Genomic DNA, 25,400 nt, shown 5'->3' on the forward strand with positions numbered 1-25,400 from the left:
TAAATTGGGTTATTAAACCCCACTTAATATCGAATAACGGTCGAACTAACCGATCCACCCTCATTATCGAATGGATTGCTCACAAGCTACCTTCACACTATATTGACTAAACGTCTCCCACCAATGACATTCTCTCTTGAAATCGTCTATAGGTTACTCTCTTGTTCATTGCAGATTATAAATTATATAATAAGCGACATTTGTCTACTCGTCAATCCGATTTGCAACTTTATTCAAAGCTGCAAGTGCTTTAGCATAATCTGGTTCATCATGTAATTCGTCAACGATTTGTCGATAAACAACGGTCCCAACCTTATCAACAATAAAAATTGTTCTAGCTAAAGCACCAAAGTTTGGCAAATAAACTCCCATGGCATAGCCAAGTGAAAGTTGTTCATCAGAAAGCATTCGAATATTTTCGACTCCTTCTGCAGCACACCAATCTTTTTGTTGTTCAACTGTATTATTAGAAACTACTACAAATTGAGCGTCAGTATAATGATCAGCTTCTTGATTAAACTTACGTGTCTCCATAGAACAAACCGCAGTATTAATATCAGGAATTGTTGAAATCAACGTTACTTTTCCTAATAGATCAGCAGTCTTAACTTTATTACCGTTTGCATCTTCCAACTTAAACTTGGGTAATTTATCACCATTCACTGGTGGATTCCCATAAAGTTGTTCTTCTTTGCCGCTAACAGTTATTTGCATATTAAAACACTCCTTAGTAATCAAAGGTTATGTCTACTTTAAAATAGAAACTGCAAAACTACCAGTAAATCCTACAAAAGTTCAGCAAAAACATCTGCATTTACGTTCATATAATCTTCATCAGGCTTAATATCAAAGATTTGCATGCCAGCCATAGAACGTTGCATTAATCCATCAACGTCAATGTACTGTTCAAATTTCCGTGACTTTTCCAAATCTGGACGAGTCTTAGGTGCAGGTGGTGTAAAGATAGTACAACAGTCTTCAAATGGTAATACTGACAAATCAAAGGTATTGATATCCTTAGAAATTTCAATAATATCAGTTTTATCCATGGAAATTAATGGTCTGAGCACTGGCATTGAAGTGACGTCATTGATTGCCATCATACTTTCAAGAGTCTGTGAAGCCACTTGACCCAAAGCTTCACCATTAAAGATTCCGGTACAGTGACGATTCTTGGTGATTTCAGCAGCCAATCTCATCATCATTCGACGTTGAATCGTCATTAAATAACCTTCAGGAACTTTTTCCTTGATGGTTTCTTGAATTTCAGTAAATGGCACAGCAATGAATTGAATACCACCAGAATATTTAGCTAACACTGAGGTCAATTGCTTAGCTTTAGCTAAAGCTTGCTCACTAGTGTATGGAGGACTATAAAAATGAATCATATCAATTTTAACGCCACGCTTCATTGCCATGTATGCAGCAACTGGAGAATCAATACCACCAGAAAGCATCATTGATGCACGACCACCGGTTCCAACTGGCAATCCACCAGCACCTTTGATTTTTTCAGATGATAAGTAAGCGCCGTTCATTCTTACTTCAACTCTGATTTCAATATCTGGATTCTTGACATCGACTTTAATTCCATCGACATTTTCAAGAATGTAATCACCCAACATATTGTTGATTTGATCCGTATGGTATTCAAAGCTTTTATCTTGTCGGCGAGTATTGATTTTAAATGTCTTGCCGGCAGAATATTGTTCTTTAACCATTTGCAAGGCAGTATCTTTGATTGCATCCATCGTTTTAGCGATTTTAATTGATGGATAAAAGTTTTCAATTCCAAAAACTTGCTTAAGGCTTTCGATAACAGGCTTGTCATCTTGACCATTCAAATCAACGTGAAGCCGGTCGCGTTGTGCCTTAACCTCAACTTCACCATAATTAGTCAAAACTGCGCGGACATTTTTGCCAAGTTGTTTGATAAAATCCTTACGATTCTTACCCTTGGTTGATAGTTCGCCATAACGAACCATGATTTCCGTATACTTCATTAATTAACTCCTAACTTAACTTATCAAACTCTGTGTAAAGTTCATCAAACACCTTGATGAATTCATCAGCTTCTGCAACTGTATTTTGATCGCCTAGTGAGATTCTCACTGCACTAGTTGAAATACTTTCAGGAACATTCATCGCTGATAATGTACTTGATGCAAGATGTTTCTTAGAAGAACATGCACTAGTAGTTGAAATATAAATTCCATGTTCTTCAAAGGCGTGGACGATTGTTTCTCCACGAACGCCTTGAATTGCAAAACAGAGGATATGAGGTGCAAATTGATCACTATTTTTAGAAAAAATGATGACCTTATCAAAATTGGCGATATGAGCTGAAACTCTTTGCTTAATTGCCAATTCCGTTTGGTTGGCTGTCTTTTCTTTGTCCAAAAGCAATCTTAATGCTTTAGCCATTGATGCGATGGCTGGGACATTTTCAGTTCCAGAACGTTGATTCTTTTCTTGTCCACCACCATTCATCAATGGTGAAATTCTCCGGCCTCGTCTAGCATAAATAAAACCAGTACCACGAGGAGCATGAAATTTGTGACCAGAAAATGTCACAAAGTCCACCCGATCGTTCATTACCATATCCTGAATTCCCTTACCGATTCCTTGAACAGCATCGATATGAAAATGTATCTTAGGATAGTCTTTTAAAACATCTGCTGCGGCCATTAATGGTTGAATCGTACCAATTTCATTGTTCACAGCCATAATGGACACTAGAATGGTGTCAGGTCTAATAGCAGCCTTCAAATCATTAACGTTAATTCTGCCTTCATCGTCTACGGGTAAATAAGTGACTTCGTATCCCAATTGCTTTAACTGTTCCATAGAGTTATGGATAGCAGGATGTTCTACTGACGTAGTAATTAAATGTTTCCCGTATTCTCTTTTTTCAATAGCAGTTCCTTTAAGGACCCAGTTGTCCCCTTCAGTTCCACCACTCGTAAAGTAGATTTCATCTGCGTGCACTTTTAGCAAATCGGCAATTTGTTTTCGAGATTGTTCAAGTAACTGAAATGCTTGATCACCAAAATTATGCAAACTAGACGGATTACCCCAGACCTTTTTACTTACTTGATCGTAAGTATCCACTACCTCGGGTAACGCCTGGGTTGTTGCACTATTATCAAAATAAATCATTTGAAACCTTCTTCTCTAAATTTATTGGTTCGACTCCAATAAGTTAGCTTAGATGATGATACAACAATTTGACCAAAATAAAAAGCCAATTGTTCATTGGCTTTTTTTCTTAATCGTCTGTGCGATCATAGTATTCATTTGCTAATTTATCAAAGCTTCCGGGCTTTTCACTTTCAAGAGCTTGGCTGATCACTAATAAACTTTCATGATAATTATAGTTACGGTCGAATAACTCTTGAGCCTTACGACTGGCCTCAGCAATAACGTCATTACTAGCTACATAACGATTTGAAAATTGCAAAGCTTGCTCAGCAAGTCGAGCATCATCAACCAGTTGTTTAGTAGCTTCTTCTACTGAATCAACATCCGATTCGATCATAACAACTTGCTTAGAGATATCATCTACATTTACTTTCGGTAAATTCAAAGAATCATCCAATTGCTTAATTTCTTTGATAACATTCGAAAAAATTCCAGTATATTCATCAGGTAATCCTGGTAAATTAAGATTATCAACTCTACGCTTTTTATTACGCATTTCCAAATCGAAGTCCCTTAAGGAATTTCTGGCATCAGATTCTCTTGCTGGAATGGTAATAATTGATTGATACAACTTCTTCTGTGATTCTTCGATTTGTGATAAATCTCTAACCATTTTTTCTTGTTGCTCAGCAATATCTGAATATATCGCACTGCCTTCAGTAATTGCTGCTTGTTGACGATCAAATTCCATTTGAATCGTATGAATTTGTTGGCCATATTGTCGATTGATTTCAATTTCTTGATGATTTAAATCATAAGAAACTGACAATCGCTTTAACTTGGTATCCAAATCATCGTTTTGAGTGGTAACGTGATCCAGATATTCACCCAACACCTTGTTCTCTCGAGTAACGATGTTCTTAGCTTTTAATTCACGTTCAAGGCGTTCATACAAATCATCGATATCACTGGCAATATCGTTGTTATTCTTTTGAACCAATCCAACATTTAATTTACGTAATTCCTCTATGTTATTGGTTTGTTTGGCCCTTAAAGCTTGAATCTTATCTAGAATATTATCACCTTTGAAATTATAACGTTGACTCTTCATCTCGTGATACCCTTCAGTAATTTCATCAAGTTGTTCAGTGAATTCAACATTCAATGTATTATACAATCCGGGTATCTTATCAATGTCATCAGAAAGTTGGTTAGTTGAATTATTTAAATCAGATAATACTTCTTCTGCCCCATTTGGATCGCCCTTATCAGTCAAACTAATAAATTCATCGTATGTGCTCTCAACATCTTCAAGCATCTTTTCTAACCCATCGATACTAGGGCCAAATTTTTCGTTATCTTCGAGAAGAACTCTTCTATATTCTTCATTCTTCTTTTTTAACTCGTCGATTGCTAGGTGATGTTGTTTGTTAAGATCATGTAACTGTGCCAATTCAGCTTGAATTTCTTTGATTTCACCATTGGCCTGTTCGATTAATTCATTGGCCTTTTTCCAATCATTTCTTGTTTTGATAAAGTTGATACCTTTACCGTCTTCCTTAACCAATTTGATTTGCTGATCAATTTCTGATAACAAAAGATTGTTATACTTTTGGTATCTATTATAAAGCTCATCGTATTTCTTTTGCGATTCACCTGTCAGATTCATCTGTTGAGCTAATCGAAATTCGTCATCTAGAGGAATATCATCAAGCTTTCTTTTATTATCGTATACCTCAGTAGCCATTTTGATTGTTTTCCGTTGATAAAAAACAAACCCCAAGTAGCATCCCCCGGCAACTATAATGATTCCGATTAGAAGTGTTAGCATTAATTCCATCCTCCGACATTAAATATAAAAACTTATAGTAAAATTTTGAAAAAGCCTTTATTATGTATTAATAATTACCAAACCAAAAATTAGTCCTAAGTTGAATTATAGCATAGTCAATAATCATGAACAGAATATTTTTAAAAGTGAGGACATATAAATGTTAGAAGCAAGAAATTTAGTAAATCAACAATTAGATGCACTATTAACTGAAGAAACGGATGTTATCGCTAATATGGCAAACGCCGCAGCTTTATTACACCAAACTCTTGAAGATATTAATTGGGTCGGTTTTTATCGATACGTTAAAGAAAACGACGAACTAATTCTTGGACCTTTTCAAGGAAACGTCGCTTGCATGCATATTAAAAATGGAACTGGTGTCTGTGGCACCGCTCTAACTAATCGTGAAGTATTACGAGTTAGTGATGTCACTAAATTCGCTGGTCACATTGCATGTGACGCAAATTCACGTTCAGAAATCGTCATCCCTCTATATAAAGGTGATCATATTTATGGAGTTATCGATATTGATTCACCGATCGTGGATCGTTTTTCTGAAGAAGATGAAAAGGACTTGACTGAGTTCGGTGAAGTATTCTTGCAACATGTTGACTAATGTTGCGATATTTAATACAATGTAACTTGTGTAAAATAATGCAGCGGTAGACGGTAAGCTCGTCAACATGTCATTGCCTCAATGGTTCTATTAGTAACCCACTCGGCTGCTTGGGCGAAAGTTGCAAAATGACATGCACGAATATTAAATCTACAAATGGGTTATTTTACTCCAAAAAAATATTGGAGGAACTTTTTATGTCTAGATATACAGGTCCAAGTTGGAGAATTTCACGTCGTCTAGGAATTTCTTTATCAGGTACTGGTAAGGAACTTGCTCGTCGCCCTTACGCACCAGGAGATCATGGTCAAGGTCGTCGTGGTAAACTTTCAGAATATGGTTTACAACTACACGAAAAGCAAAAGCTACGTTTCATGTACGGCTTGAGCGAACGTCAATTCTCAAACCTATTCACTCGTGCAGGTAAGATTCGTGAAGGTAAGCATGGTGTTAACTTCATGGTATTACTTGAAAGACGTTTGGATAACATGGTTTACCGTCTTGGTTTAGCTACTACTCGTCGTCAAGCACGTCAATTAGTAAACCACGGTCACATCACTGTTGATGGTAAACGTGTTGATATTCCTTCATACGAAGTTTCTGAAGGCCAAGTTATTTCAGTTCGTGAGAAGTCAAAAGATCTTCAAATTATTAAGGATGCAGTTGAAGCTGTTGTGGGTCGTCCACAATATGTTCAATTCGATGCTGATAAGCTTGAAGGTTCATTAGTTCGTCTTCCACAACGTGAAGAACTTGATGCAGATATCGACGAATCACTTATCGTTGAATACTACAACAAACTATAATTTTCATTCGAATTTCGAAACCGTTTCGCATTTGCGAGACGGTTTTTCTTTTCCCCTAACAAAATGTTATAATCACATGAGTTAATTTAAAATCGAGGACATAAAATGCAACAACCTTTAGCTTATAGAATGCGTCCTACTAAAATTGAAGACATCGTTGGTCAACAAGACTTAGTAGGACCTGGAAAAATAATAAATCGAATGGTCAAAGCAAAGATGCTTTCCTCAATGATTCTGTATGGTCCGCCTGGCACTGGCAAAACCAGTATTGCCAGTGCCATTGCAGGCTCAACAAAATATGCATTCAGAACTTTAAATGCTGCGACTGATTCAAAAAAAGAACTTCAAGTCGTCGCTGAGGAAGCTAAGATGAGTGGAACCGTGGTTTTATTACTAGATGAAATTCATCGACTAGATAAAGCCAAGCAGGATTTCCTATTGCCCCTCCTGGAAAAAGGCGCAATTATTTTAATTGGTGCCACTACTGAAAATCCTTATATCAGCATCAATCCGGCCATTAGAAGTAGAACCCAAATTTTCGAAGTGCATCCATTGACTCCCACTGACATCAGTAAAGCCATTCAAAGAGCTTTAAAAGACACTGAAAATGGCTTAGGAAACTTCCATGTTACTTTAGACGATGACGCTCTAGATTTCATGTCAAAAGCAACTAATGGCGATTTAAGAACTTCTTTGAATGCATTAGAATTAGCAGTTAAATCAACAGAAGAAATTGACGGAAAAATTCACATCACCCTACCTATCATTGAAGAATGTCTTCAAAGAAAATCACTTTCTTCAGATAAAAATGGTGATGCCCACTATGACGTTATCTCTGCTTTACAAAAATCGATTCGTGGATCGGATACGGATGCTGCTTTGCATTACGCATCACGATTGATTGCGGCTGGTGACCTTGTATCGTTGATGAGACGTTTGTTAGTAATTGCCTATGAAGACATTGGGCTTGCCAATCCGGCTGCGTGTGCGCGTGCCGTGAGTGCCGTGGACGCTGCCCGTCAGTTAGGATTACCAGAAGCACGGATTCCAATTGCCAACGCCATTATTGAACTGGCACTAAGTCCTAAATCTAACTCAGCAATGAGTGCCATTGATGGTGCCTTAGCAGATGTGAAATCCGGTAATTTTGGTGATGTGCCAGATCATTTAAAAGATGCTCATTACAAAGGCGCAGCTGACTTAGGCCATGGTGTGGACTACAAGTATCCTCACGATTATCCAAATGACTGGGTCAATCAACAATATTTACCGGATAAGATTAAGCATGCTCAGTATTACGTGCCAAAAGAAAATGGCAAAATCGAACAACGATTAAAAATACAATATGAACAATTACGGGAAGCAACCCGTTCCAATAAAAAGAAATAAGGAGCTTATCCATGATTATTGACATCTTAGTTTTAATTATGATTTTCATTTCATTTTTTATGGGTAGTTATTTACTAACTCATGCCAACCAAACATTATTTGGACTGGATTTATCACAAGATAGCGGTTTGAAACGATTTGTGCAAATTTCCGGAATCATTTTTCTAATTTTGGGATTAATGGCTGTCATTGCTTTAAGCATCAACAGCACGATTTTAATTATTGTTTCTTTGATTCTCATGGTAATTTTTGCCTCAACCACTCAAGCTGTTTTAGTTTTTAAAGTAACCAAGCGTTAATTCTCCTAGTTTATTATTTGTATTTTGAATCAAATAACGTACAATTAAAGTATAAATAAGAATTGGGGTGGATACTTATGCTACAACAATACAAACACATTTTAGTTCCAGTTGATGGATCTTACGAAGCTGAATTAGCTTACAAAAAAGGCGTGGCAGTTGCGTTAAGAAATAATGCAACTTTGCATTTAATTCACGTCGTGGATACTCGGGCATTCCAAAACATTTCTAGCTTTGACACATCAATGGTCGAGCAAGTTACGGATACAGCAAAGAAAACTTTGGATAAGTACGTTGAAGATGCCAAAGCTGCTGGACTACAGGACATTGACTATTCTATCGAATATGGTGCTCCTAAATCAGTTATCGCAAAAGACATTCCTGAATCACTAAATATTGATTTAATCATGATTGGTGCAACTGGATTAAATGCCGTCGAAAGATTATTAATTGGCTCAGTTACTGAATATGTAACAAGAACAGCATCTGCCGACGTTTTGGTCGTTAGAACTGATCTTGACAATAACCCCGCAGTTAATCCAAATAAATCTAAGTAATTAAAAAGATATCTGAATAAATGAATACCCTAAAACTAAAGATAAGTTTAGTTTTAGGGTATTTTTTCGTTCAAATAAAAAAGGGTCGATATTTAGCGAATAAAGTACGCCAAACGCCGACCATTTTTATTTGATAGTTACTACCGAATCATCGTTGGTCGCCCTTCTCGAGGACGAATTTTTTCTAGAAACATTTCGAATAACTCTTGATTGCCATTCTTCACTTTATCCACGATAGCTTCGTTACCATCATAGTATGCGAAAGCATATTCCATCAATTGACTAATGGTCCCGTCCACATGTTTGCCACGAGCAAACAATGATTTAGCCTGAAATTCATAAATTTCTGCCAATCTATACATAGTTAACGGCTGGGCAGAATCACTTGGTAATTCACAATTTTTTTGAAAAGCAATAATCTTTTCTGTGAATTTCTCCACCAATTCATATTCTTCCAACTCTAAACAAACTGCTAATACATCCAAATAAATATCAGTGACTGACTCGATAGTCGCATCCTGATCATCTTTTAAATCAACTAACTTCTTAGCAGCTCGTTTTACATTCTCTAACGAATGTTTTTTCAATCCCATTTGTTTATAAACCAGTCCCATGCCCAAACAACACCAGGCAACATATAGGTCACCCACGTGTTTGTGGTAATGAGACAAGCATTCCGTGAATTCAACCAAAGCTTCTGTGACATCATCCTCAACAAATAATTTGCTGAATCCTTTAAAACAATGATGAATGCCTTTATAGGTTGGGTTCTCTAACAACTTTTGATTAACTTTATCGTTGCCCTCAGTGGCTTCTTGATAGCAATGTTTTTGTAAATGCCTGCCAATATAGTCAAAAACAGTCTTTCCATAACTACCGTTTTCGACTAATTTCGTTAATTCTAAACTAAGTCGTTTGCAAAGCTTAACAGCGACATCACCTCTTGGATAGATGTTATTTGCCTCAATTTGGCTGATCATCCCTTGAGAACAAATATCTTCAGCAAGCTCAGTCTGAGATAATCCCAGTTCCAACCGTCGCTTCTTAATTGATTCGCCGCAGTATTTAGAAGACATACATTAGTTCCTCGCTTATATTTTTAATTAGGTAAAATAATCGAACTTAAAAAGTATATTATAGCCACCATAAGTTTGCAACGATTTTTATTTTCTAAATGCACAATCAAGGATATGATCATTCACTACCCCAACGGCTTGCAAAAAACTATAAGTTGTTACTGGTCCCATCCTTTTCAAACCCATTTGCTTAAATTGCTGGACATATTTATCAACGAAAAATCGCATCTCATCTTGTCCAAGATCATGACTTAATCTATGATCGATGGGCATATCGTTAGTATTTCCCCAGACAATCTCTATGAATCGGTCCACATCTGCACTAATTACCATAGCGTTATGCAAAACCGCATCGATTTTTGCATGGTTACGAATTATATTTTTGTCGTTATATAAATCATTCCACTTTTCTTCAGAATAATTAGCAACATCTTGAGGGTTAAAATTGGCAAACGCACTCTTCAGACCGAGTTCGAATTTTAGAACTGTCTGAAATGATAGCCCTGCTTGAAATATTTCTAGAACCAACGCATGGAATAGTCCATTGAAATCATAGACAGGTTTTCCCCACCTGCAATCATGGTAATACATTAACTCAGGACTTTTATTTGCCCATTCGCATCTAGTTGTCATTACTTTTCACCTCAACACTAAATACGAAATAATTACGCGTAATCCCACACCTTATTTAAAATTAACAACCAGGCATCTTTCTTTTGATTAATATCGACGTGTTTCAATAAACTGGCTCGATCTGTAACCTGTCCTTGAACACCTAATAATTTGGCAGTCTTCATTGCCATCACACTATTATTAGTCCAACTAAAAACTGGTCGGCCAACACTTTGGCATTGTGCTATAAGATAATCATTCATAGTGACTCTCTGAACAGTATAGAAATCCGGTTTAAGCTTAGTAATATCGAACACATTCAACATAGTCACTAAACCAACTTTTATTCTGGGTTGAAGAGACTTGATTTGCATCAAATACTGATAATCAATTGAATGAACCATGTTATGTTGTTGAGCCATTTGTTTACCGAATTGTTTAACGAAAGCAAATCCCATATTCTTACTTGAAATATTAGTAGCTTTCAATTCCACGATTAACTTTTGACGTAATTTGCCAGCCTTCTTCAGATAATCACCGAACAAATCAGTTTGTTTATGCTTCTGAATCTGTTTGAGAGTTAATGAATTGACTAATTGCAATTTACCCTGGATATCAATGGTGTCATCGTGTTGACAGATAAATTGATGATCCTTGGTTTCTTGAATATCCATTTCAATAAATGGATACCCCTTACCACCATTTTTATTTAATGATGAAATTCGATTATATTCACCATTGCCATCAATGACTCCCCTGTGAACGACAATTTTGTCATTATTTCTGGCAGTCACTAGCGGCTTTAATGTGGATTGAATTCCACAGACAATTAACCAGCAAGATCCGAGAGTAAGAATAACATGCCAATTATTGTGAACTTTTTGTTTAACATCAGAAAGCCCGAATATTTTTAGACAGATTCTCATTTGGTAATAATTAACGAGAACCATTATTCCAGCATTAATTAATGTTAAACTTAAACCGCCATTAAACACCCGAGCAATTCCAGCCATCACAAAAATAATTAAAAATGTGCCGATGACTAATTCGAACAGTTCAAAAATCAATTTCAACCACTCTTTAAATAGACTCTTTCCTGAATTTTTACGAAATGCATCATGTAACGCAGTACTTAAAAAGAATAAAGCTGCTAAATAAACTATTACACCAATTAAAATCAGAATCCGACGATTTATCGTCAACCAGGTTAGCATCGCTCCAGTAACTGGAATATTCATTTTTAATGGCGTAAAGATCCCCATGATTCCAGTTGGCAAAATTAATATCAGAGAAATAAAATATAGTCCGAAATTTTTATATGATGACGATCGATCATCGAGTTTATTTCTAAGTGATGTGACTAGCCCCGCCTGAATCAATAATGAAATTAAAATAATAATAAATGTGACCATCGGGCTGTTCAACACACGGCCAATTATTAAGTTAGTAACAATCGCTACTAAAAGTATACTTGTAAGTTCCAACTTATCTTTGAAATTAACTGACACCTTATCACTACCTAATTACGTATTTAAATTAATTGTATCAGTAACCTTTTGTCATAAACAAATTTAATTGCATAAGAAAACGGCCACGAACAATATCATGAAGATAATGCTATGGCCGTTTATTTATTTTTTGATTGTAAAATTAAACATTTTGATCTTTAGGATCTAGTGGTTTGAAATCGTATAGAATCTTTGAACGATATTCAAATTCATCAATTGCCAATTGAATTAAACGATCAATTAAATCAGTATATGAAATTCCTGAAGCCTCAAATAGTTGTGGATAGAGACTGATGTTAGTGAACCCTGGTAAAGTATTTACTTCACCAACATATGGTTCGTCATTCTTAGAGATCAAGAAATCGATACGTGCAAGTCCCTTGAGTCCAAGTGCTCGATAAGTAGTCAATCCCATTTCAGTAATTTGAGTAGCTAATTCATCAGAAATAGCTACTGGAATGTCGAACTTAACTTCACTAGCATCAACGAACTTGTTGTCATAAGTATAGAATTCATCAGTTTCAGGAACCTGAATTGAGCCAACTTTAGATGCAATTGGTTCACGGTTACCCAAAATTGAGATTTCTAATTCACGGGGACCTTCAATGGCTTCTTCAACTAAAATCTTGTCGTCATAACGGAATGCATCACGCATTGATTCATCGTATTCTTCAGCATTTTCAACTTTATGAATTCCCACTGATGATCCTTGGTTAGCAGGTTTAACAAACAAAGTGCTGCCAAGTTCTTTAGATAATGATTCATAACTGTATTGATCAGCAGTTAATGGTGTTACTAATTCGTATCTAGTATTAGCAACTCCAGCTAGTCCTAGAATCTTCTTGGTAATGTCCTTATCAAATGACATTGCTGATCCAAGAACCCCAGTACCAACATAAGGCTTGTTTAATAATCTAAGAAGTCCTTGAATTGTTCCATCTTCACCTAGATTACCGTGAATGATTGGGAAGAATACCTCGACCCCTTTAGCATTTTGCAAGTTAGCAATTGGTGCTAATGGATTAGTTAGATCTAGCTTAGCCATCTCATCTTTTTCAACTGCAGCTTCAGATTCACCGTCAAACACGCGCTTTGAACCTTCATCACTTAGAAAGTAACCACTACGAGTCATCAAGAATAGACTGATATCATATCTATCCTTGTCCATTGCATCGTAAATATTGTGAGCAGAACGTTTAGAAACGTCGTGCTCTGAGGAATTACCACCAAAAAGTAAGGCAATGTGTTGCTTTTTGTTATTTTCCATTTTTTTCATCCCATTCGTATATATTTCAGAAACTTAAGTATACCATTAAACGGCCCACTTTGCATTTCTAAAATCTAATCTGACATACATAATTGATTGATTAGTCTAACGAATCGGTATTAATAACATTTTGCGTCCCTTTATCATTAATGATTGACACAAGGACATTATTAACCAGCTGTAAGCGTTTATCATTAGTAGTTTCAATCTTAAGATCGTTTTCTATTTGAGTAACAGCATCTTCAGCTATTGAAACTGCCCCTTCAACAATAATTTTTCTAGCAGATAATATTGCAGTAGATTGTTGACGTTGAAGCATCGCACTAGCAATTTCCGTGGCGTATGCAAGATGCGTTAATCTAGTTTCAACAATACTGATACCCGCCACGGCCAAGCGTTCTTGTAATTCAGCTTTTAATGCCTCTGAGACGTCGGTTGAATTCCCTCTTAATGTTAATTCTTTAGTATCATCATCAAAGCTGTCATATGGATACTGACTAGCAATGTGTCGAATTGCTGATTCGCTTTGAATCTCAACAAATTGCTCGTAAGCGTCAACGTTGAACGATGCTTTAGCGGAATCGACAACCCGGTAAACGATAACAGCTGCAATTTCCACCGGATTACCCTTTAAATCATTAACTTTGATGATTGAACTATTAAAATTACGAACTTTTAATGAAATCGGTGCCTTGTTAGTTAATGGTACGGTCATATATAGGCCAGCACTCTTAATCGTTCCAATGTATTGGTCAAAGAACGTTAAAACCTTAGCTTCATTGGGTGAAATGATTGTTAAGGAACTGGCAAACAAAATATCTGCAACAATGATAATGATTGCTAAAATTATCGTCAACGCCGTTCCTAAGTATGCCAAATAAGAACCTATAATCAAAACAACAATTGCACCCAATAATCCTGCATAACCATTTACGTGAAATACTGATTTTTCTTTCATAACTACATCCCCTTAATACATCCATCATAATCCATTAATAGAAAGAACAAAAGTAGCGTGTTTGAGATTCTCTTATGGCTTATCAACGAAAATAAAAAAGCCCTGATTCAATTCATACCACAATTTGATATGTCTTGAATCAAGACCATTTAATTTAAATATTTAATTTGATAAAAATTACTTTTCAATCTTAGCAACCCAAGTAGAGTTTTTGTCTGAATTATTTAAAATACTTGGATCATTAGCAGCATCTTCGTTAATTGCCACCACAGTTCCCTCAACTGGACTAGGAATGTCAGAAACAGCTTTATCGGCTTCAACGTTAATTAACACATCAGTCTTAGTTAAGCTGTCGCCAACCTTAGGCAATGAAACAAAAGTGATATTGCCAAGCTCGTCTTTACCTTCATCGGTCAAACCAACAGTAACTACGCCATTATTTTCTTCCATCCAATAGTACTTTTCATTCATATTCGTTCACCCCTATGAGAATTCTTTATCGTCACCAAACATATAACTCTTATTATGATACTGCATTGACATTATCAAACCAATTCCAATCATATTACCGATTAATGCTGACCCCCCAGCACTGACGAACGGTAAGGGAATACCAGTCAATGGAAGTAAACCAATGCTCATTCCGATGTTTTCAAACACATGGAAGAGAATCATCATGATGACTCCAGTAGAGATATTAGCATAAAATACGTTACGAGTATCAAACGTAACTTTGATCATTTGGTAAATCAACAAGAAATAAACAAAGATCAATAAACAACTACCAATAAATCCAAAGTTTTCACCAACAACTGAAAAAATCATATCTGATTCACGAACAGGAACATAGACATGAGAATTATTGAAACCAGTACCAGTAATTCCACCGGAACCAATAGCTTTCATACTTTGCCATAACTGATATCCTTGATTACTTGTATCCGCATTTGGATGTAACCAAGTATCAACTCGTGAAAATTGATAGGCTTGAAAACCAATCTTTTCAAGTAACTGTCTTCCAGAATCTGGAATAACCAATGCCAAAGCTCCACCACCAATTGCGACAACGATTAGAAAGGCTGGCATGATTATCTTCCAAGTTACCCCAGAAACAACTATTAGACCCGCCAAAATGGCGAAGAACACCAACATAGTACCAAAGTCATTTTGTAACTTTAATAATACGGCAACTGGGATAGTCCAACCAATTAATTTGCCAATTAAAATCCAGTCACTTCTGGTGGATTTTACTGAATAGTTATCATTATGATCAACTATTACTCTACCCATCATCAATATATACGCTGGCTTCATAACCTCAGATGGCTGAAACGTCAGAGGTCCTAATTGGAACCAACTTTTAGCACCGGTCTGTAAGAAGTAAGTTCTACTATACAAAACTAAGACCGCAGCTAATAGGAAAATTCCCAATCCATAAGCGTAAGGGGCAACTTTCCATAACTGCTCTGAGTCAAATTGCATAATGATAACTACTGCTACCGTTCCAATCGCATACCATACAAATTGTGATGCTACCTGCTTAATAACACTCGTGCCACCGGTATCATGGGATGCGGCAACATAAATTGAGCCAAGGCCAACAAGCGCTAGAATCAATACACAGAGAATAATTCCCCAATCGATTCGCGACTTATCATCAGAATTTCTTCGACTTGTCTCCAAAACAAACCCTCCTTAAATTCTAATGATGTAAATTAAAATGCTTAATTAAGGTTGTAACGCCTTCATCAAAACTCTTAACATGGAAAACATCTTGGTCTAGATTGATAACTTCAAACTTGTTATCTTCCAGCTCACGAATGCTTCCGATTGAATCCTTGCCCACCATCAATTCAGAAATTGGTTGGCCGGCACTATTTTTTGTATCGTTAATATCTACGTTAATTGACTTATTTGCTTTACTCATTTTTTCTCCTTGGATAATTACTTTAAGTTCATGGATCTGCGATATTTGTCCCTAGCATTTTTATTTCTAAAAATAGTGAACTTATCTGGGACCGGATCATAGCCGCCTTTAACAAATGGATGACATCTGAGAATCCGTGCGATTCCCATAATCGTGCCCAAAATAGCGCCATGTTTGTTGATAGCACCTAACATGTAATTACTACATGTCGGATAGTATCGACAAGTTGGTGGGAATAAAGGCGAAATATATCGCTGATACCAATGAACTAAACCAATTAGAATATGCTTCAAAATATCCCTACTATTCTTTATTTGACTTTGGCTTAGGATTTTTTACGTAGTGCTCAAGCAAAACCCCGGCACCTTTAGCAACGTTATCTAATGGATTCTCTGAAATGATTACTGGAACAGTCAATGCGTCAGCAATTACTTGATCAATATTTTTAAGTAATGCACCACCACCCGTGAGCATAACCCCACGATCAACAATATCAGACGCAAGTTCTGGTGGAATTGATTCCAACACTTCTTTTGCACCGGAAATAATCAACTGAACAGTATCCTGAATTGCATCGGCAATTTCATTAGATGTAATGTTAATTGCTCTAGGCATTCCAGTAACTGCATCACGTCCACGAACTTCCATTTCGGTTTTATCCTCAGGATCTCTCTTAGCAGTACCAATTTGGATTTTAATATTTTCTGCAGTATGCTCACCTATTACCAAATTATGGTTCTGTTTGATATAAGTAACAATTTCAGTATTCATTTTATCACCAGCAACTCTGATAGACTTGCTAGCAACGATATCACCTAAAGAGATAACGGCGATGTCTGAAGTTCCACCACCCATATCAATAACCATGTTGCCTTGTGGTTTCCAAATATCCATTCCGGCACCAACTGCAGCAACTTTTGGTTCTTCTTCAAGATAAACTTGTCCGCCACCGGCTTTTTCTGCAGCTTGCATAATGGCATTTCTTTCAATTTCAGTTACGTTAGTTGGGGCACAAATCATGATCTTTGGCTTAGACATGAATCCCTTAACATCAAGTTTGTTAATGAAATACGTAAGCATTTCTTCCGTAATATCAAAATCAGAAATAACCCCATCCTTAAGTGGGCGAATTGCACGAATATTACTTGGAGTTCGGCCTACCATTCGGTACGCTTCTTCTCCAACTGCTAATACTTTATTAGTTTTAGTGTCGATTGCGACTACTGAAGGTTCATTTAAAACGATTCCCTTCCCTGCTAAATATATAAGCACATTAGCAGTTCCTAAGTCGATTCCTATGTCTTTTGCCATCATGAACTCCCTTTCGAAAACTATATAATCTCAATTTGTAATTATAACACATCCAGAGTGTCGATTTACTATTAGCTTTATTGCTTTTTGGTAAAGAAAAAGGATGAGAATAATCTCACCCTTAAAATTTAATCATGCTCAACTAGATTTTTCAGAACGACTTTATTCTCATCGTCGACATTAACTCTTTTAATTTCTGCACCTAAACCAGCAAGCTTCTTGTGAAAATTATAATATCCACGATCAAGGTATTGTAAATTTCTGACTTGTGTATAGCCATCAGCAACTAAACCGGCAATGACTAAGGCAGAAGCAGCACGCAAATCGGTTGCAGCAACTTCTGCACCAGAAAATTGTGTTTTTCCTTCCATAACGACCGTTCGACCACTAATTGTGTACTTAGCATTCATCCGTCTCAATTCTTCCATATGCATAAAACGATTTTCAAAGACAGTTTCGGTCATTGCACTATCACCGTCTGCCAAAAGCTGTAAAATCGTCATCTGTGGTTGCATATCTGTAGGAAAACCCGGATGAGGCAATGTTTTAACATCAACCGGTCGCAGCGTGCTAGGTCCAATTACTCGAATACCATCATCTTTTTCGACAACAGTAATCCCCATTTCGCGCATTTTTAAAATTAATGGACGGTTATGTTCAGCAATAGCACCTTGAACAAATACATCGCCTTGAGTAGCAGCGGCAGCAATCATAAACGTTCCTGCCTCAATTCTGTCTTGAACAACTGCATGTTCAGTTCCATGAAGGTGGTCAACACCTTGAATTTTAATTTGTTCAGTGCCTGCACCACGAACATGAGCACCCATCTTATTCAGGACATTCACTAAGTCCACAATTTCAGGCTCTCTAGCGGCATTATGAATAGTTGTAGTCCCCTTAGCTAAGGTAGCAGCCATCACAATGTTTTGAGTAGCTCCGACACTTGGAAAATCAAGGTAAATTTCAGCTCCAGTTAATCCATGAGGCGCACTAGCTTCAACGTAACCATCATGCTGTTCAATGTTGGCACCTAAGGATTCAAAACCTTTTAGATGCAAATCAATTGGACGGGAACCGATTGCACATCCACCTGGCATAGCCACTTTGGCTGTGCCTAATCGTGCCAACAATGGTCCCATGACAACGATTGATGCTCTCATTTTAGAAACATAGTCAAATGGTGCCTCACTGGACACTTTATTACTGGCATCAAATTTAATCGTATTATTATCTTCGTCAAAGTCTACTGAGATGTTTAAAAACTTTAAAACTTGATTCATTGTGTAAACATCAGAAAGCAAAGGCACATTAGTAATAATGTTTTCCCCTTCACTAGCTAAAATAGCGGCCGCTTGAATTGGCAACACTGCGTTTTTTGCGCCATCAATATGTACGGTTCCCTTTAATGGACGTTTTCCATGAACAATTATCTTTTCCAAAAACCATAACCTCCCACAATAACCTACTATTTAATCAAAAATACAAGATTCCTGATATTATCAATCAACGACAAAAAGAACGAACTTACCATGTATCCTAACGCTACTGATAATAGCACAATTAGTAGCTTACCTGGTAATGCGCGGATTGGAATATATCTTTCTATATGAATCTCATTTATGCTCCAAAATGCCAAAAAAATAAAGAAAATATACAAAAACAATGTGATTAATGATTGTAAACCGAACATTGACATTATGGCACCCCCAATACTCACTCAATACTAACATAATTACCCGTCAAAGTCCCTTAAATTTAGCCATTTCAAGAAAATATCTAGACCAAAATAAAAATCACATTCCGATTTGGAATGTGACATTGATTTTATTCAAATTGTGCGTTGTATAACTTAGCATATTCTCCATTTTTCTTGATCAATTCATCATGGGTCCCTTGCTCAACCACGTTGCCATCATCAAGCACGACGATTTTATCAGCACTATGAATCGTTGATAATCTGTGAGCAATCACTAGAGATGTTCTTTCTTCAATTAACATACTCATGGCATGTTGAATGGCTTTCTCAGATTCATTATCTAAACTAGCTGTCGCCTCATCCATGATAATAATTTGAGCATCTTTGAGTAAAGCTCTAGCAATAGAAATTCTTTGTTTTTGACCACCAGATAGCTTAACTCCTCGTTCGCCAATTTGAGTATCCATACCGTCAGGTAAAGAATTGATGTACGTATCAATATCAGCTAGTTTAGCAACTCGCCAAACCTCATCCATAGTGGCATCGGACTTACCATACATAATATTATCTCTGATAGTGCCATCGATCATAAAGACATCTTGGCTAACAATGGCAATATTTTGTCGTAAAGACTTAATTTTTAAAGTTTTAATTGGATCATCATCAAATAAAATATCACCATCTTGAATATCATACAAACGATCGATCAATTTAGTAATGGTGGTCTTACCAGATCCTGAATGACCCACTAAAGCAGTCATTTTACCAAGTTCAACATCAAATGTCACTCCATGCAAAGTTGCGTCGTGAACGTTGTCCTTATGGCTCTCATCATAAGAAAATGAAACATCTTTTATTGAAATTCCCTTCTTCAACTCTGGAAAATCAATTGCGTCTTTAGATTCTTTGATATCTGGTTGTAAATGCATGATTTCGGTAATCCGGCCAAAGGAAACTAAAGACTGTTGCAATTGATTCAGTAGCATTGTGAATGACCTGATAGGATCTTGTAGCATTCCAACATAGGTAATGTAGGCAACCATTTGTCCAATCATCAACTGCTTATTCATAACAAAGTAAGCACCTAGTAACAGAACGATTGCAGTACCCAAATAATTCACAAAGTTAATCAAAGGTGAAAAAATAGCTTGGTTTTGTGCCGCTTGAATCAAATTTTGTCGGTTTTTATCAGCTACTTTGGCAAAACGGTTTTCTTCAATTTGTTCACTGGTATAACTCTTGATCAAAGAAATCTCAGTTAAAGTATTCTGCATTTGATTAGACATTTGAGCCTGTGACAATCGAGCTCGACCGAAGGCATCATGAATTCTCTTTCTAAAAATCCGATAGATTAAGAACATCAGCGGAAAAGTAATCGTAACAGCAAGTGCCATTTGCCAATTAACAATGAAGATAAAAACGTAAACCCCAATAAAAGTGAACATGCCGCCGACCATCGACAACATATTCGCGGATATCAAACTTTGTAGGTTACTAATATCATTAGTCAATCGAACCATTAAGTCACCAGTTTTGCTTGATTCGAAGAAATGTGTATCAAGTCCTAAAATATAGTCGTAAAGGTCATTTCTTAAATCATAAATAGCTCCCTGACTCATAACACTCATGTAATACGTAGAAAAATAGTTCAAACCTCCTAAGATAACAGCACTAACAAGTAATAGAATAATAGATTGCGCTAATCGGCCAAGATTTCGACTTGGAATAACTTTATCAATAATGTACTGAGTAATTTGTGGTAACACAAATTGCAGACCTGTAATCAAAACCAGTACGATAATGTTTGCAATTAAAATTCCCCGTTTTTTTAACACTTTAGAAAAAACAAACTTAAACATCTGCCCCATTGTGACATCATTATCTGTTGAAGCAGATCCGTCAGCTGGATTATTTGCAGCCATTACTATCCCCCCTTATAAAGATTAATATCTATAACACAATTATAACTAGCACTAAATCATTCACAAGTATCTTGTCTTACAAGGAGCCCACTTAAAAAAGCGCAAAAAAAAAAGCCGAATAAAATTCGACTTTTACAACTACTTATTAGCAGTATTAATTCGATTAATCGCTCTTCTAAGTGCAACTTGAGCTCTGAGAAGTGAATCCTTGTCTTGAGCCTGTTGGGCTTCGGCAATCTTCTGTTCAGCACGTTTCCGTGCATCCTCAGCACGAGCAACATCAATGTCATCTGAGCATTCAGCAGTGTCAGCAACGATTGTTGCAACATTGTTAGAAAATTCCAAAAAACCGCCATTTACAGCAATGGTGTCCTCTTTGCTATCATACTTAACTCTAGCTTCATCAACAGCTAAAGTAGAAATGACAGGAACGTGATTTGCCATGATACCAATTTGACCATTTTTAGTTGAAACAACTAACATTTCAGCAGAATGTTCATACACTTTTCCATCAGGAGTAACGATACTAACGGTAATAACTGAATTATCAGCCAATTAGAACCCCTCCTTAATTACTTGCTGCTTTTTGCATCTTCTTAGCATTCTCAACGACATCTTCAATTGCTCCACAGTTACGGAAGGCATCTTCAGGATAGTCATCATACTTACCATCAAGAATATCCTTAAAACTACGAACTGTGTCCTTAACAGAGACATACTTACCAGGAAGACCAGTAAATTGTTCAGCAACTGAGAAGCTTTGAGACAAGAAGAACTGAATTCTACGTGCACGGTTAACAATTGTCTTTTCTTCATCAGACAATTCATCCATACCAAGAATTGAGATAATATCTTGTAGTTCACGATAACGTTGTAATACATGTTGCACTTCACTAGCAACATCATAATGTTCTTGACCAACGATTTGTGGATCAAGGGCACTTGATGTTGAAGCAAGTGGATCAACAGCGGGATAAATACCTTGTTGAGTTAAAGAACGTTCCAAGTTGGTAGTAGCATCCAAATGGGCGAAAGTAGTTGCAGGAGCAGGGTCGGTATAATCATCGGCGGGCACATAAACAGCTTGAATAGATGTAATGGCACCTTTCTTAGTCGATGTGATCCGTTCTTGCAATTGTCCCATTTCAGTAGCCAATGTTGGTTGGTAACCAACGGCAGAAGGAATACGGCCTAACAAGGCAGAAACTTCTGAACCGGCTTGAGTGAATCGGAAGATGTTATCGATGAACAATAGCACATCAGTACCTTCTTCATCACGGAAGTACTCAGCAATGGTTAAACCAGTTAACGCAACACGCATACGGGCTCCAGGAGGTTCGTTCATTTGACCATAAACCATCGCAGTTTTTTCAAGAACTCCTGAACCTTTCATTTCAAAGTACATATCGTTACCTTCACGGGTACGTTCACCAACACCAGTAAACACAGAAATACCATTGTGTCCTTGAGCAATGTTGTGAATCAACTCTTGAATAAGAACAGTTTTACCAACTCCGGCACCACCGAACAATCCAACTTTACCACCACGAGTGTATGGTTCAAGTAAATCAATAACCTTAATTCCTGTTTCAAGAATTTCAGTTGATGGATTTAATTCATCATAGTTTGGAGCTTCACGGTGAATTGGCCAACGCTTAGCGTCTGAGCCAAATTCTGGACCGCCATCAATTGTTTCACCAAGAACGTTGAAAACTCGACCAAGAGTTTCCTTACCAACCGGAACACTGATAGATGCTTCGGTATTTTCAACATCCATTCCACGACGAAGACCATCGGTCCCATCCATGGCAATGGTTCTAACAACACCATCACCCAAGTTCAAAGCAACTTCGACCACTAAAGTCTGATTTTCGCTTTCCTTGATGTTTAAGGCAGTGTTAATTGCGGGTAATTTATCGTCCAAGGAGAATTCAACGTCAACAACTGGTCCGATAACTTGTACAACTTTACCAGTACTCATTTAGTTAATTCCTCCATTAATTATTTCTATTGACTAAGAGCTTCCTGACCACCAGTAATTTCAGTGATTTCAGTAGTAATTGCGGCCTGACGAGCTCGGTTATATTGTAATTCCAAGCTGCTAATTAAGTCATCAGCATTATCTGAAGCTGACTTCATAGCAGTAGAACTTGAAGCATGTTCAGATGTCTTAGCATCCAAGATTGCTCCATAAACCAAACTTTCAGAATATTGTGGCAATATTACGTTCAATACTTCTTTTTCTGATGGTTCAACATCATAACTTGCAGTCAATTCGTTGGACTCAATATCATTACTAGCGTCACTATCAAAAGATTCGCTATCAATTGGGAGCATCTTTTCAGCTCTAAAGTTAGATGTCAAACGGTTAACAAAATGTTCATAACAAACATATAGTTCATCGAAGGCTCCATTGTCGTACATCTTCGTTGCAGTTTTAACGATTTCTCGAACTTCGTTAAAAGTTGGGACATCACTAACGCCACGATATTCATACGAAACATTCCGACCTAACTTTTTGTAAAAGTCGGCACCATTACCACCAACGGCAAGGATTTGGATGTCATCGCTACTATTATGCTTTTCAATGAATGAGTTTGTTTCTCTGATTACATTACTGTTATAACTGCCGACCATTCCTCGGTCAGAAGTAATAACCATGTAAGCAGTTCTCTTAGTTGAAGATTGATCATTGTCAGCTGAATGACCAGAGGTTTTAGCCAATCCATCTAGAAAGTGAGATTGTGCTAAATGTAAAACTACCGATTTTACCTGGCTTGCGTATTGATCATAGCTAGTCGTATGCTTTTGAATCTGGTTTAACTTAGACTGAGAAACCATCTCCATGGCATTCGTAATTTGTCGCGTCTTCTTTGTAGAAGTGATCCGATGCTTAACATCGTTTAACGAAGCAACCATGTAATCTCACCCTCCTTAATTAGTCATTTGATGCAGCTTGAGTCTGATCAGCATGTTGAGTTGGTTGGAAGGTTTGCTCAAAGTCTTTGATTGCAGCATCCATATCAGCTTCTTCAGGAAGTTGACCTGTTTTTACAATGCTGTCAAGCAAGTCCTTGTGAGATTGATCGAAGAAATCAAATAATTCTGATTCATAACGAAGAACATCTTCGATTTCGATCTTATCCAAGAAACCATGGGTCAATGCGTACAAAATAACAACTTGTTTTTCAACAGGAATTGGTGAATGGATAGGTTGCTTAAGAACTTCAACAGTTCTAGCACCACGATCCAACTTAGCCTTAGTAGCATCATCAAGATCTGAACCAAATTGCGCAAATGATTCCAATTCATGGTATGAAGCAAGGTCCAAACGTAAAGTACCTGAAACTTTCTTCATAGCCTTGATTTGGGCATCCCCACCAACACGAGAAACTGATGTTCCGGCATCAACGGCTGGACGAACTCCAGAATAGAAACTATCTGCGTCCAAGAAGATCTGACCATCAGTAATAGAAATAACGTTGGTTGGAATATAAGCAGAAACATCCCCTGCTTGTGTTTGAACGATTGGTAAGGCAGTCATTGAACCACCACCTAATTCATCAGACAATTTAGCAGCACGTTCCAATAAACGTGAATGAGTATAGAAAATATCACCAGGATATGCTTCACGTCCAGGAGGACGACGAAGAATAAGTGATAACTCACGATATGCATCAGCTTGTTTTGATAAATCATCATAAATAATTAAAACATGTTGTCCATTATGCATGAAGTACTCACCCATGGTAGCACCGGCATAAGGAGCGATGTAAAGAAGTGATGCAGGTTCAGAAGGACCAGCATTAACAACAATGGTGTAATCCATAGCGCCATACTTCTCTAAAGTACTTACAGATGAACGAACAGTTGAATCCTTTTGTCCGATAGCAACGTAAATACAAATCATATTTTGATCTTTTTGATTTAATATTGTATCAATAGCAATTGATGTTTTACCAGTCTTACGGTCACCGATGATTAACTCACGCTGACCACGACCAATAGGAATTAATGAATCGATGGCTTTCATACCAGTTTGTAAAGGTTCGAAAACTGACTTACGTTCCATTACACCAGGAGCCTTACGCTCGATTGGCATATGGTCGCTTGCCTTTATGTCACCTTTACCGTCAATCGGTTCACCAATAGAATTAACAACCCGACCAATTAAAGCATCCCCAACGGGAACTTCCATGATCCGACCAGTTCTTTTTACAGAATCGCCTTCACGAATACCTGTATCATCACCAAGAATGGTGATACCAACCTCGTTAGCTTCAAGGTTTTGAACCATTCCGAAGACGTCGTGGCCGAAGTCGAGCAACTCTCCAGACAACGCATTTTGAAGTCCATGAGCACGAGCGATACCATCACCAACATAAGTAACGATACCTGTTTCTTGAACGTCGAGCTCGTTGTTATAGCCCTCTAATTGTTGTTTAATAAGAGCACTGATTTCCTCAGCTTTAATGCTCATA

The 25,400-nt window shown here is 37.1% G+C and carries 26 protein-coding genes and 1 other annotated feature (1 of these 27 running past the window's edge); of the genes, 5 read left to right on the forward strand and 21 right to left on the reverse strand.

Annotation, left to right across the window (positions count from 1 at the left end; all coding sequences use genetic code 11):
• Positions 1 to 178 (reverse strand) — a binding site (T-box leader) (it extends 29 nt beyond the left edge of the window).
• A gap of 26 nt (positions 179 to 204) precedes the next feature.
• From tpx to O0236_RS06260, 4 genes are all read right to left on the reverse strand, one after another.
• A complete protein-coding gene (gene tpx / locus O0236_RS06245; protein WP_268913250.1) occupies positions 205 to 714 on the reverse strand; it encodes a thiol peroxidase in 510 nt (169 codons plus the stop codon).
• 71 nt (positions 715 to 785) lie between these two features.
• Positions 786 to 2,003: a tRNA uracil 4-sulfurtransferase ThiI gene (thiI, locus tag O0236_RS06250; protein ID WP_268913251.1), complete on the reverse strand. Its 1,218-nt coding sequence runs from the start codon at positions 2,001 to 2,003 to the stop codon at positions 786 to 788.
• A 10-nt stretch (positions 2,004 to 2,013) separates the two neighbouring features.
• The gene (locus O0236_RS06255) at positions 2,014 to 3,159 is read right to left on the reverse strand and encodes a cysteine desulfurase family protein (RefSeq protein ID WP_268913252.1); all 1,146 of its coding nucleotides are present in this window, start codon (positions 3,157 to 3,159) and stop codon (positions 2,014 to 2,016) included.
• Positions 3,160 to 3,268: 109 nt separating this feature from the next.
• On the reverse strand, positions 3,269 to 4,972 hold the full coding sequence (locus O0236_RS06260) for a septation ring formation regulator EzrA (protein WP_268913253.1): 1,704 nt from the start codon (positions 4,970 to 4,972) through the stop codon (positions 3,269 to 3,271).
• Between the two features lie 160 nt (positions 4,973 to 5,132).
• Here O0236_RS06260 and O0236_RS06265 point away from each other — a divergent pair, with 160 nt between their 5' ends.
• From O0236_RS06265 to O0236_RS06285, 5 genes are all read left to right on the forward strand, one after another.
• Complete coding sequence (locus O0236_RS06265) at positions 5,133 to 5,591, forward strand: GAF domain-containing protein (RefSeq protein ID WP_268913254.1); 459 nt, start codon at positions 5,133 to 5,135, stop codon at positions 5,589 to 5,591.
• 197 nt (positions 5,592 to 5,788) lie between these two features.
• On the forward strand, positions 5,789 to 6,397 hold the full coding sequence (gene rpsD / locus O0236_RS06270; protein WP_268913255.1) for a 30S ribosomal protein S4: 609 nt from the start codon (positions 5,789 to 5,791) through the stop codon (positions 6,395 to 6,397).
• Positions 6,398 to 6,502: 105 nt separating this feature from the next.
• Positions 6,503 to 7,786, forward strand: coding sequence for a replication-associated recombination protein A (locus tag O0236_RS06275; protein WP_268913256.1), 1,284 nt, complete (start codon positions 6,503 to 6,505; stop codon positions 7,784 to 7,786).
• A gap of 11 nt (positions 7,787 to 7,797) precedes the next feature.
• Positions 7,798 to 8,085, forward strand: coding sequence for a hypothetical protein (locus O0236_RS06280; protein ID WP_268913257.1), 288 nt, complete (start codon positions 7,798 to 7,800; stop codon positions 8,083 to 8,085).
• 77 nt (positions 8,086 to 8,162) lie between these two features.
• Entirely contained in the window at positions 8,163 to 8,642 is a 480-nt protein-coding gene (locus O0236_RS06285) for a universal stress protein (RefSeq protein ID WP_268913258.1), read from the forward strand.
• A 140-nt stretch (positions 8,643 to 8,782) separates the two neighbouring features.
• On the opposite strand, the gene O0236_RS06290 is transcribed toward O0236_RS06285, so the two are convergent.
• The 17 genes from O0236_RS06290 to atpA form a co-directional block, all read right to left on the reverse strand.
• On the reverse strand, positions 8,783 to 9,718 hold the full coding sequence (locus O0236_RS06290) for a helix-turn-helix domain-containing protein (protein WP_268913259.1): 936 nt from the start codon (positions 9,716 to 9,718) through the stop codon (positions 8,783 to 8,785).
• Between the two features lie 87 nt (positions 9,719 to 9,805).
• The gene (locus O0236_RS06295) at positions 9,806 to 10,351 is read right to left on the reverse strand and encodes a DNA-3-methyladenine glycosylase I (RefSeq protein WP_268913260.1); all 546 of its coding nucleotides are present in this window, start codon (positions 10,349 to 10,351) and stop codon (positions 9,806 to 9,808) included.
• A 32-nt stretch (positions 10,352 to 10,383) separates the two neighbouring features.
• Complete coding sequence (locus O0236_RS06300) at positions 10,384 to 11,838, reverse strand: glycerophosphodiester phosphodiesterase family protein (protein ID WP_268913261.1); 1,455 nt, start codon at positions 11,836 to 11,838, stop codon at positions 10,384 to 10,386.
• A 142-nt stretch (positions 11,839 to 11,980) separates the two neighbouring features.
• Positions 11,981 to 13,105: a D-alanine--D-alanine ligase family protein gene (locus tag O0236_RS06305; protein WP_268913262.1), complete on the reverse strand. Its 1,125-nt coding sequence runs from the start codon at positions 13,103 to 13,105 to the stop codon at positions 11,981 to 11,983.
• A gap of 100 nt (positions 13,106 to 13,205) precedes the next feature.
• Positions 13,206 to 14,063 (reverse strand): SPFH domain-containing protein, encoded by an 858-nt coding sequence (locus O0236_RS06310; protein ID WP_268913263.1) that lies wholly within the window; start codon positions 14,061 to 14,063, stop codon positions 13,206 to 13,208.
• A 177-nt stretch (positions 14,064 to 14,240) separates the two neighbouring features.
• Positions 14,241 to 14,534, reverse strand: a complete 294-nt coding sequence (locus O0236_RS06315) for a glycine cleavage system protein H (RefSeq protein WP_268913264.1) — start codon at positions 14,532 to 14,534, stop codon at positions 14,241 to 14,243.
• 12 nt (positions 14,535 to 14,546) lie between these two features.
• Entirely contained in the window at positions 14,547 to 15,746 is a 1,200-nt protein-coding gene (locus O0236_RS06320; RefSeq protein ID WP_268913265.1) for an FtsW/RodA/SpoVE family cell cycle protein, read from the reverse strand.
• 19 nt (positions 15,747 to 15,765) lie between these two features.
• Positions 15,766 to 15,990, reverse strand: coding sequence for a DUF2969 domain-containing protein (locus O0236_RS06325; RefSeq protein WP_268913266.1), 225 nt, complete (start codon positions 15,988 to 15,990; stop codon positions 15,766 to 15,768).
• A gap of 17 nt (positions 15,991 to 16,007) precedes the next feature.
• Entirely contained in the window at positions 16,008 to 16,283 is a 276-nt protein-coding gene (gene yidD / locus O0236_RS06330; RefSeq protein WP_268913267.1) for a membrane protein insertion efficiency factor YidD, read from the reverse strand.
• A gap of 10 nt (positions 16,284 to 16,293) precedes the next feature.
• Positions 16,294 to 17,301 (reverse strand): rod shape-determining protein, encoded by a 1,008-nt coding sequence (locus O0236_RS06335; protein WP_329608916.1) that lies wholly within the window; start codon positions 17,299 to 17,301, stop codon positions 16,294 to 16,296.
• Between the two features lie 128 nt (positions 17,302 to 17,429).
• Positions 17,430 to 18,740, reverse strand: a complete 1,311-nt coding sequence (murA, locus tag O0236_RS06340) for a UDP-N-acetylglucosamine 1-carboxyvinyltransferase (RefSeq protein ID WP_268913269.1) — start codon at positions 18,738 to 18,740, stop codon at positions 17,430 to 17,432.
• Between the two features lie 26 nt (positions 18,741 to 18,766).
• The gene (locus O0236_RS06345) at positions 18,767 to 18,997 is read right to left on the reverse strand and encodes a DUF1146 family protein (RefSeq protein WP_268913270.1); all 231 of its coding nucleotides are present in this window, start codon (positions 18,995 to 18,997) and stop codon (positions 18,767 to 18,769) included.
• Between the two features lie 128 nt (positions 18,998 to 19,125).
• The gene (locus tag O0236_RS06350) at positions 19,126 to 20,919 is read right to left on the reverse strand and encodes an ABC transporter ATP-binding protein (RefSeq protein ID WP_268913271.1); all 1,794 of its coding nucleotides are present in this window, start codon (positions 20,917 to 20,919) and stop codon (positions 19,126 to 19,128) included.
• Positions 20,920 to 21,057: 138 nt separating this feature from the next.
• Positions 21,058 to 21,474 carry a F0F1 ATP synthase subunit epsilon gene (locus O0236_RS06355; RefSeq protein ID WP_268913272.1) on the reverse strand — a complete coding sequence of 139 codons (417 nt, stop codon included), beginning with the start codon at positions 21,472 to 21,474 and terminating at the stop codon, positions 21,058 to 21,060.
• A 13-nt stretch (positions 21,475 to 21,487) separates the two neighbouring features.
• The gene (gene atpD / locus O0236_RS06360) at positions 21,488 to 22,900 is read right to left on the reverse strand and encodes a F0F1 ATP synthase subunit beta (RefSeq protein WP_268913273.1); all 1,413 of its coding nucleotides are present in this window, start codon (positions 22,898 to 22,900) and stop codon (positions 21,488 to 21,490) included.
• A 26-nt stretch (positions 22,901 to 22,926) separates the two neighbouring features.
• Positions 22,927 to 23,838 carry a F0F1 ATP synthase subunit gamma gene (locus O0236_RS06365; RefSeq protein ID WP_268913274.1) on the reverse strand — a complete coding sequence of 304 codons (912 nt, stop codon included), beginning with the start codon at positions 23,836 to 23,838 and terminating at the stop codon, positions 22,927 to 22,929.
• Between the two features lie 19 nt (positions 23,839 to 23,857).
• Entirely contained in the window at positions 23,858 to 25,399 is a 1,542-nt protein-coding gene (atpA, locus tag O0236_RS06370) for a F0F1 ATP synthase subunit alpha (protein ID WP_268913275.1), read from the reverse strand.
• Between the last annotated feature and the right edge of the window lies 1 nt (position 25,400).

It is taken from the genome of Lentilactobacillus sp. SPB1-3, from assembly GCF_026913205.2.
Classification (GTDB): domain Bacteria; phylum Bacillota; class Bacilli; order Lactobacillales; family Lactobacillaceae; genus Lentilactobacillus; species Lentilactobacillus terminaliae.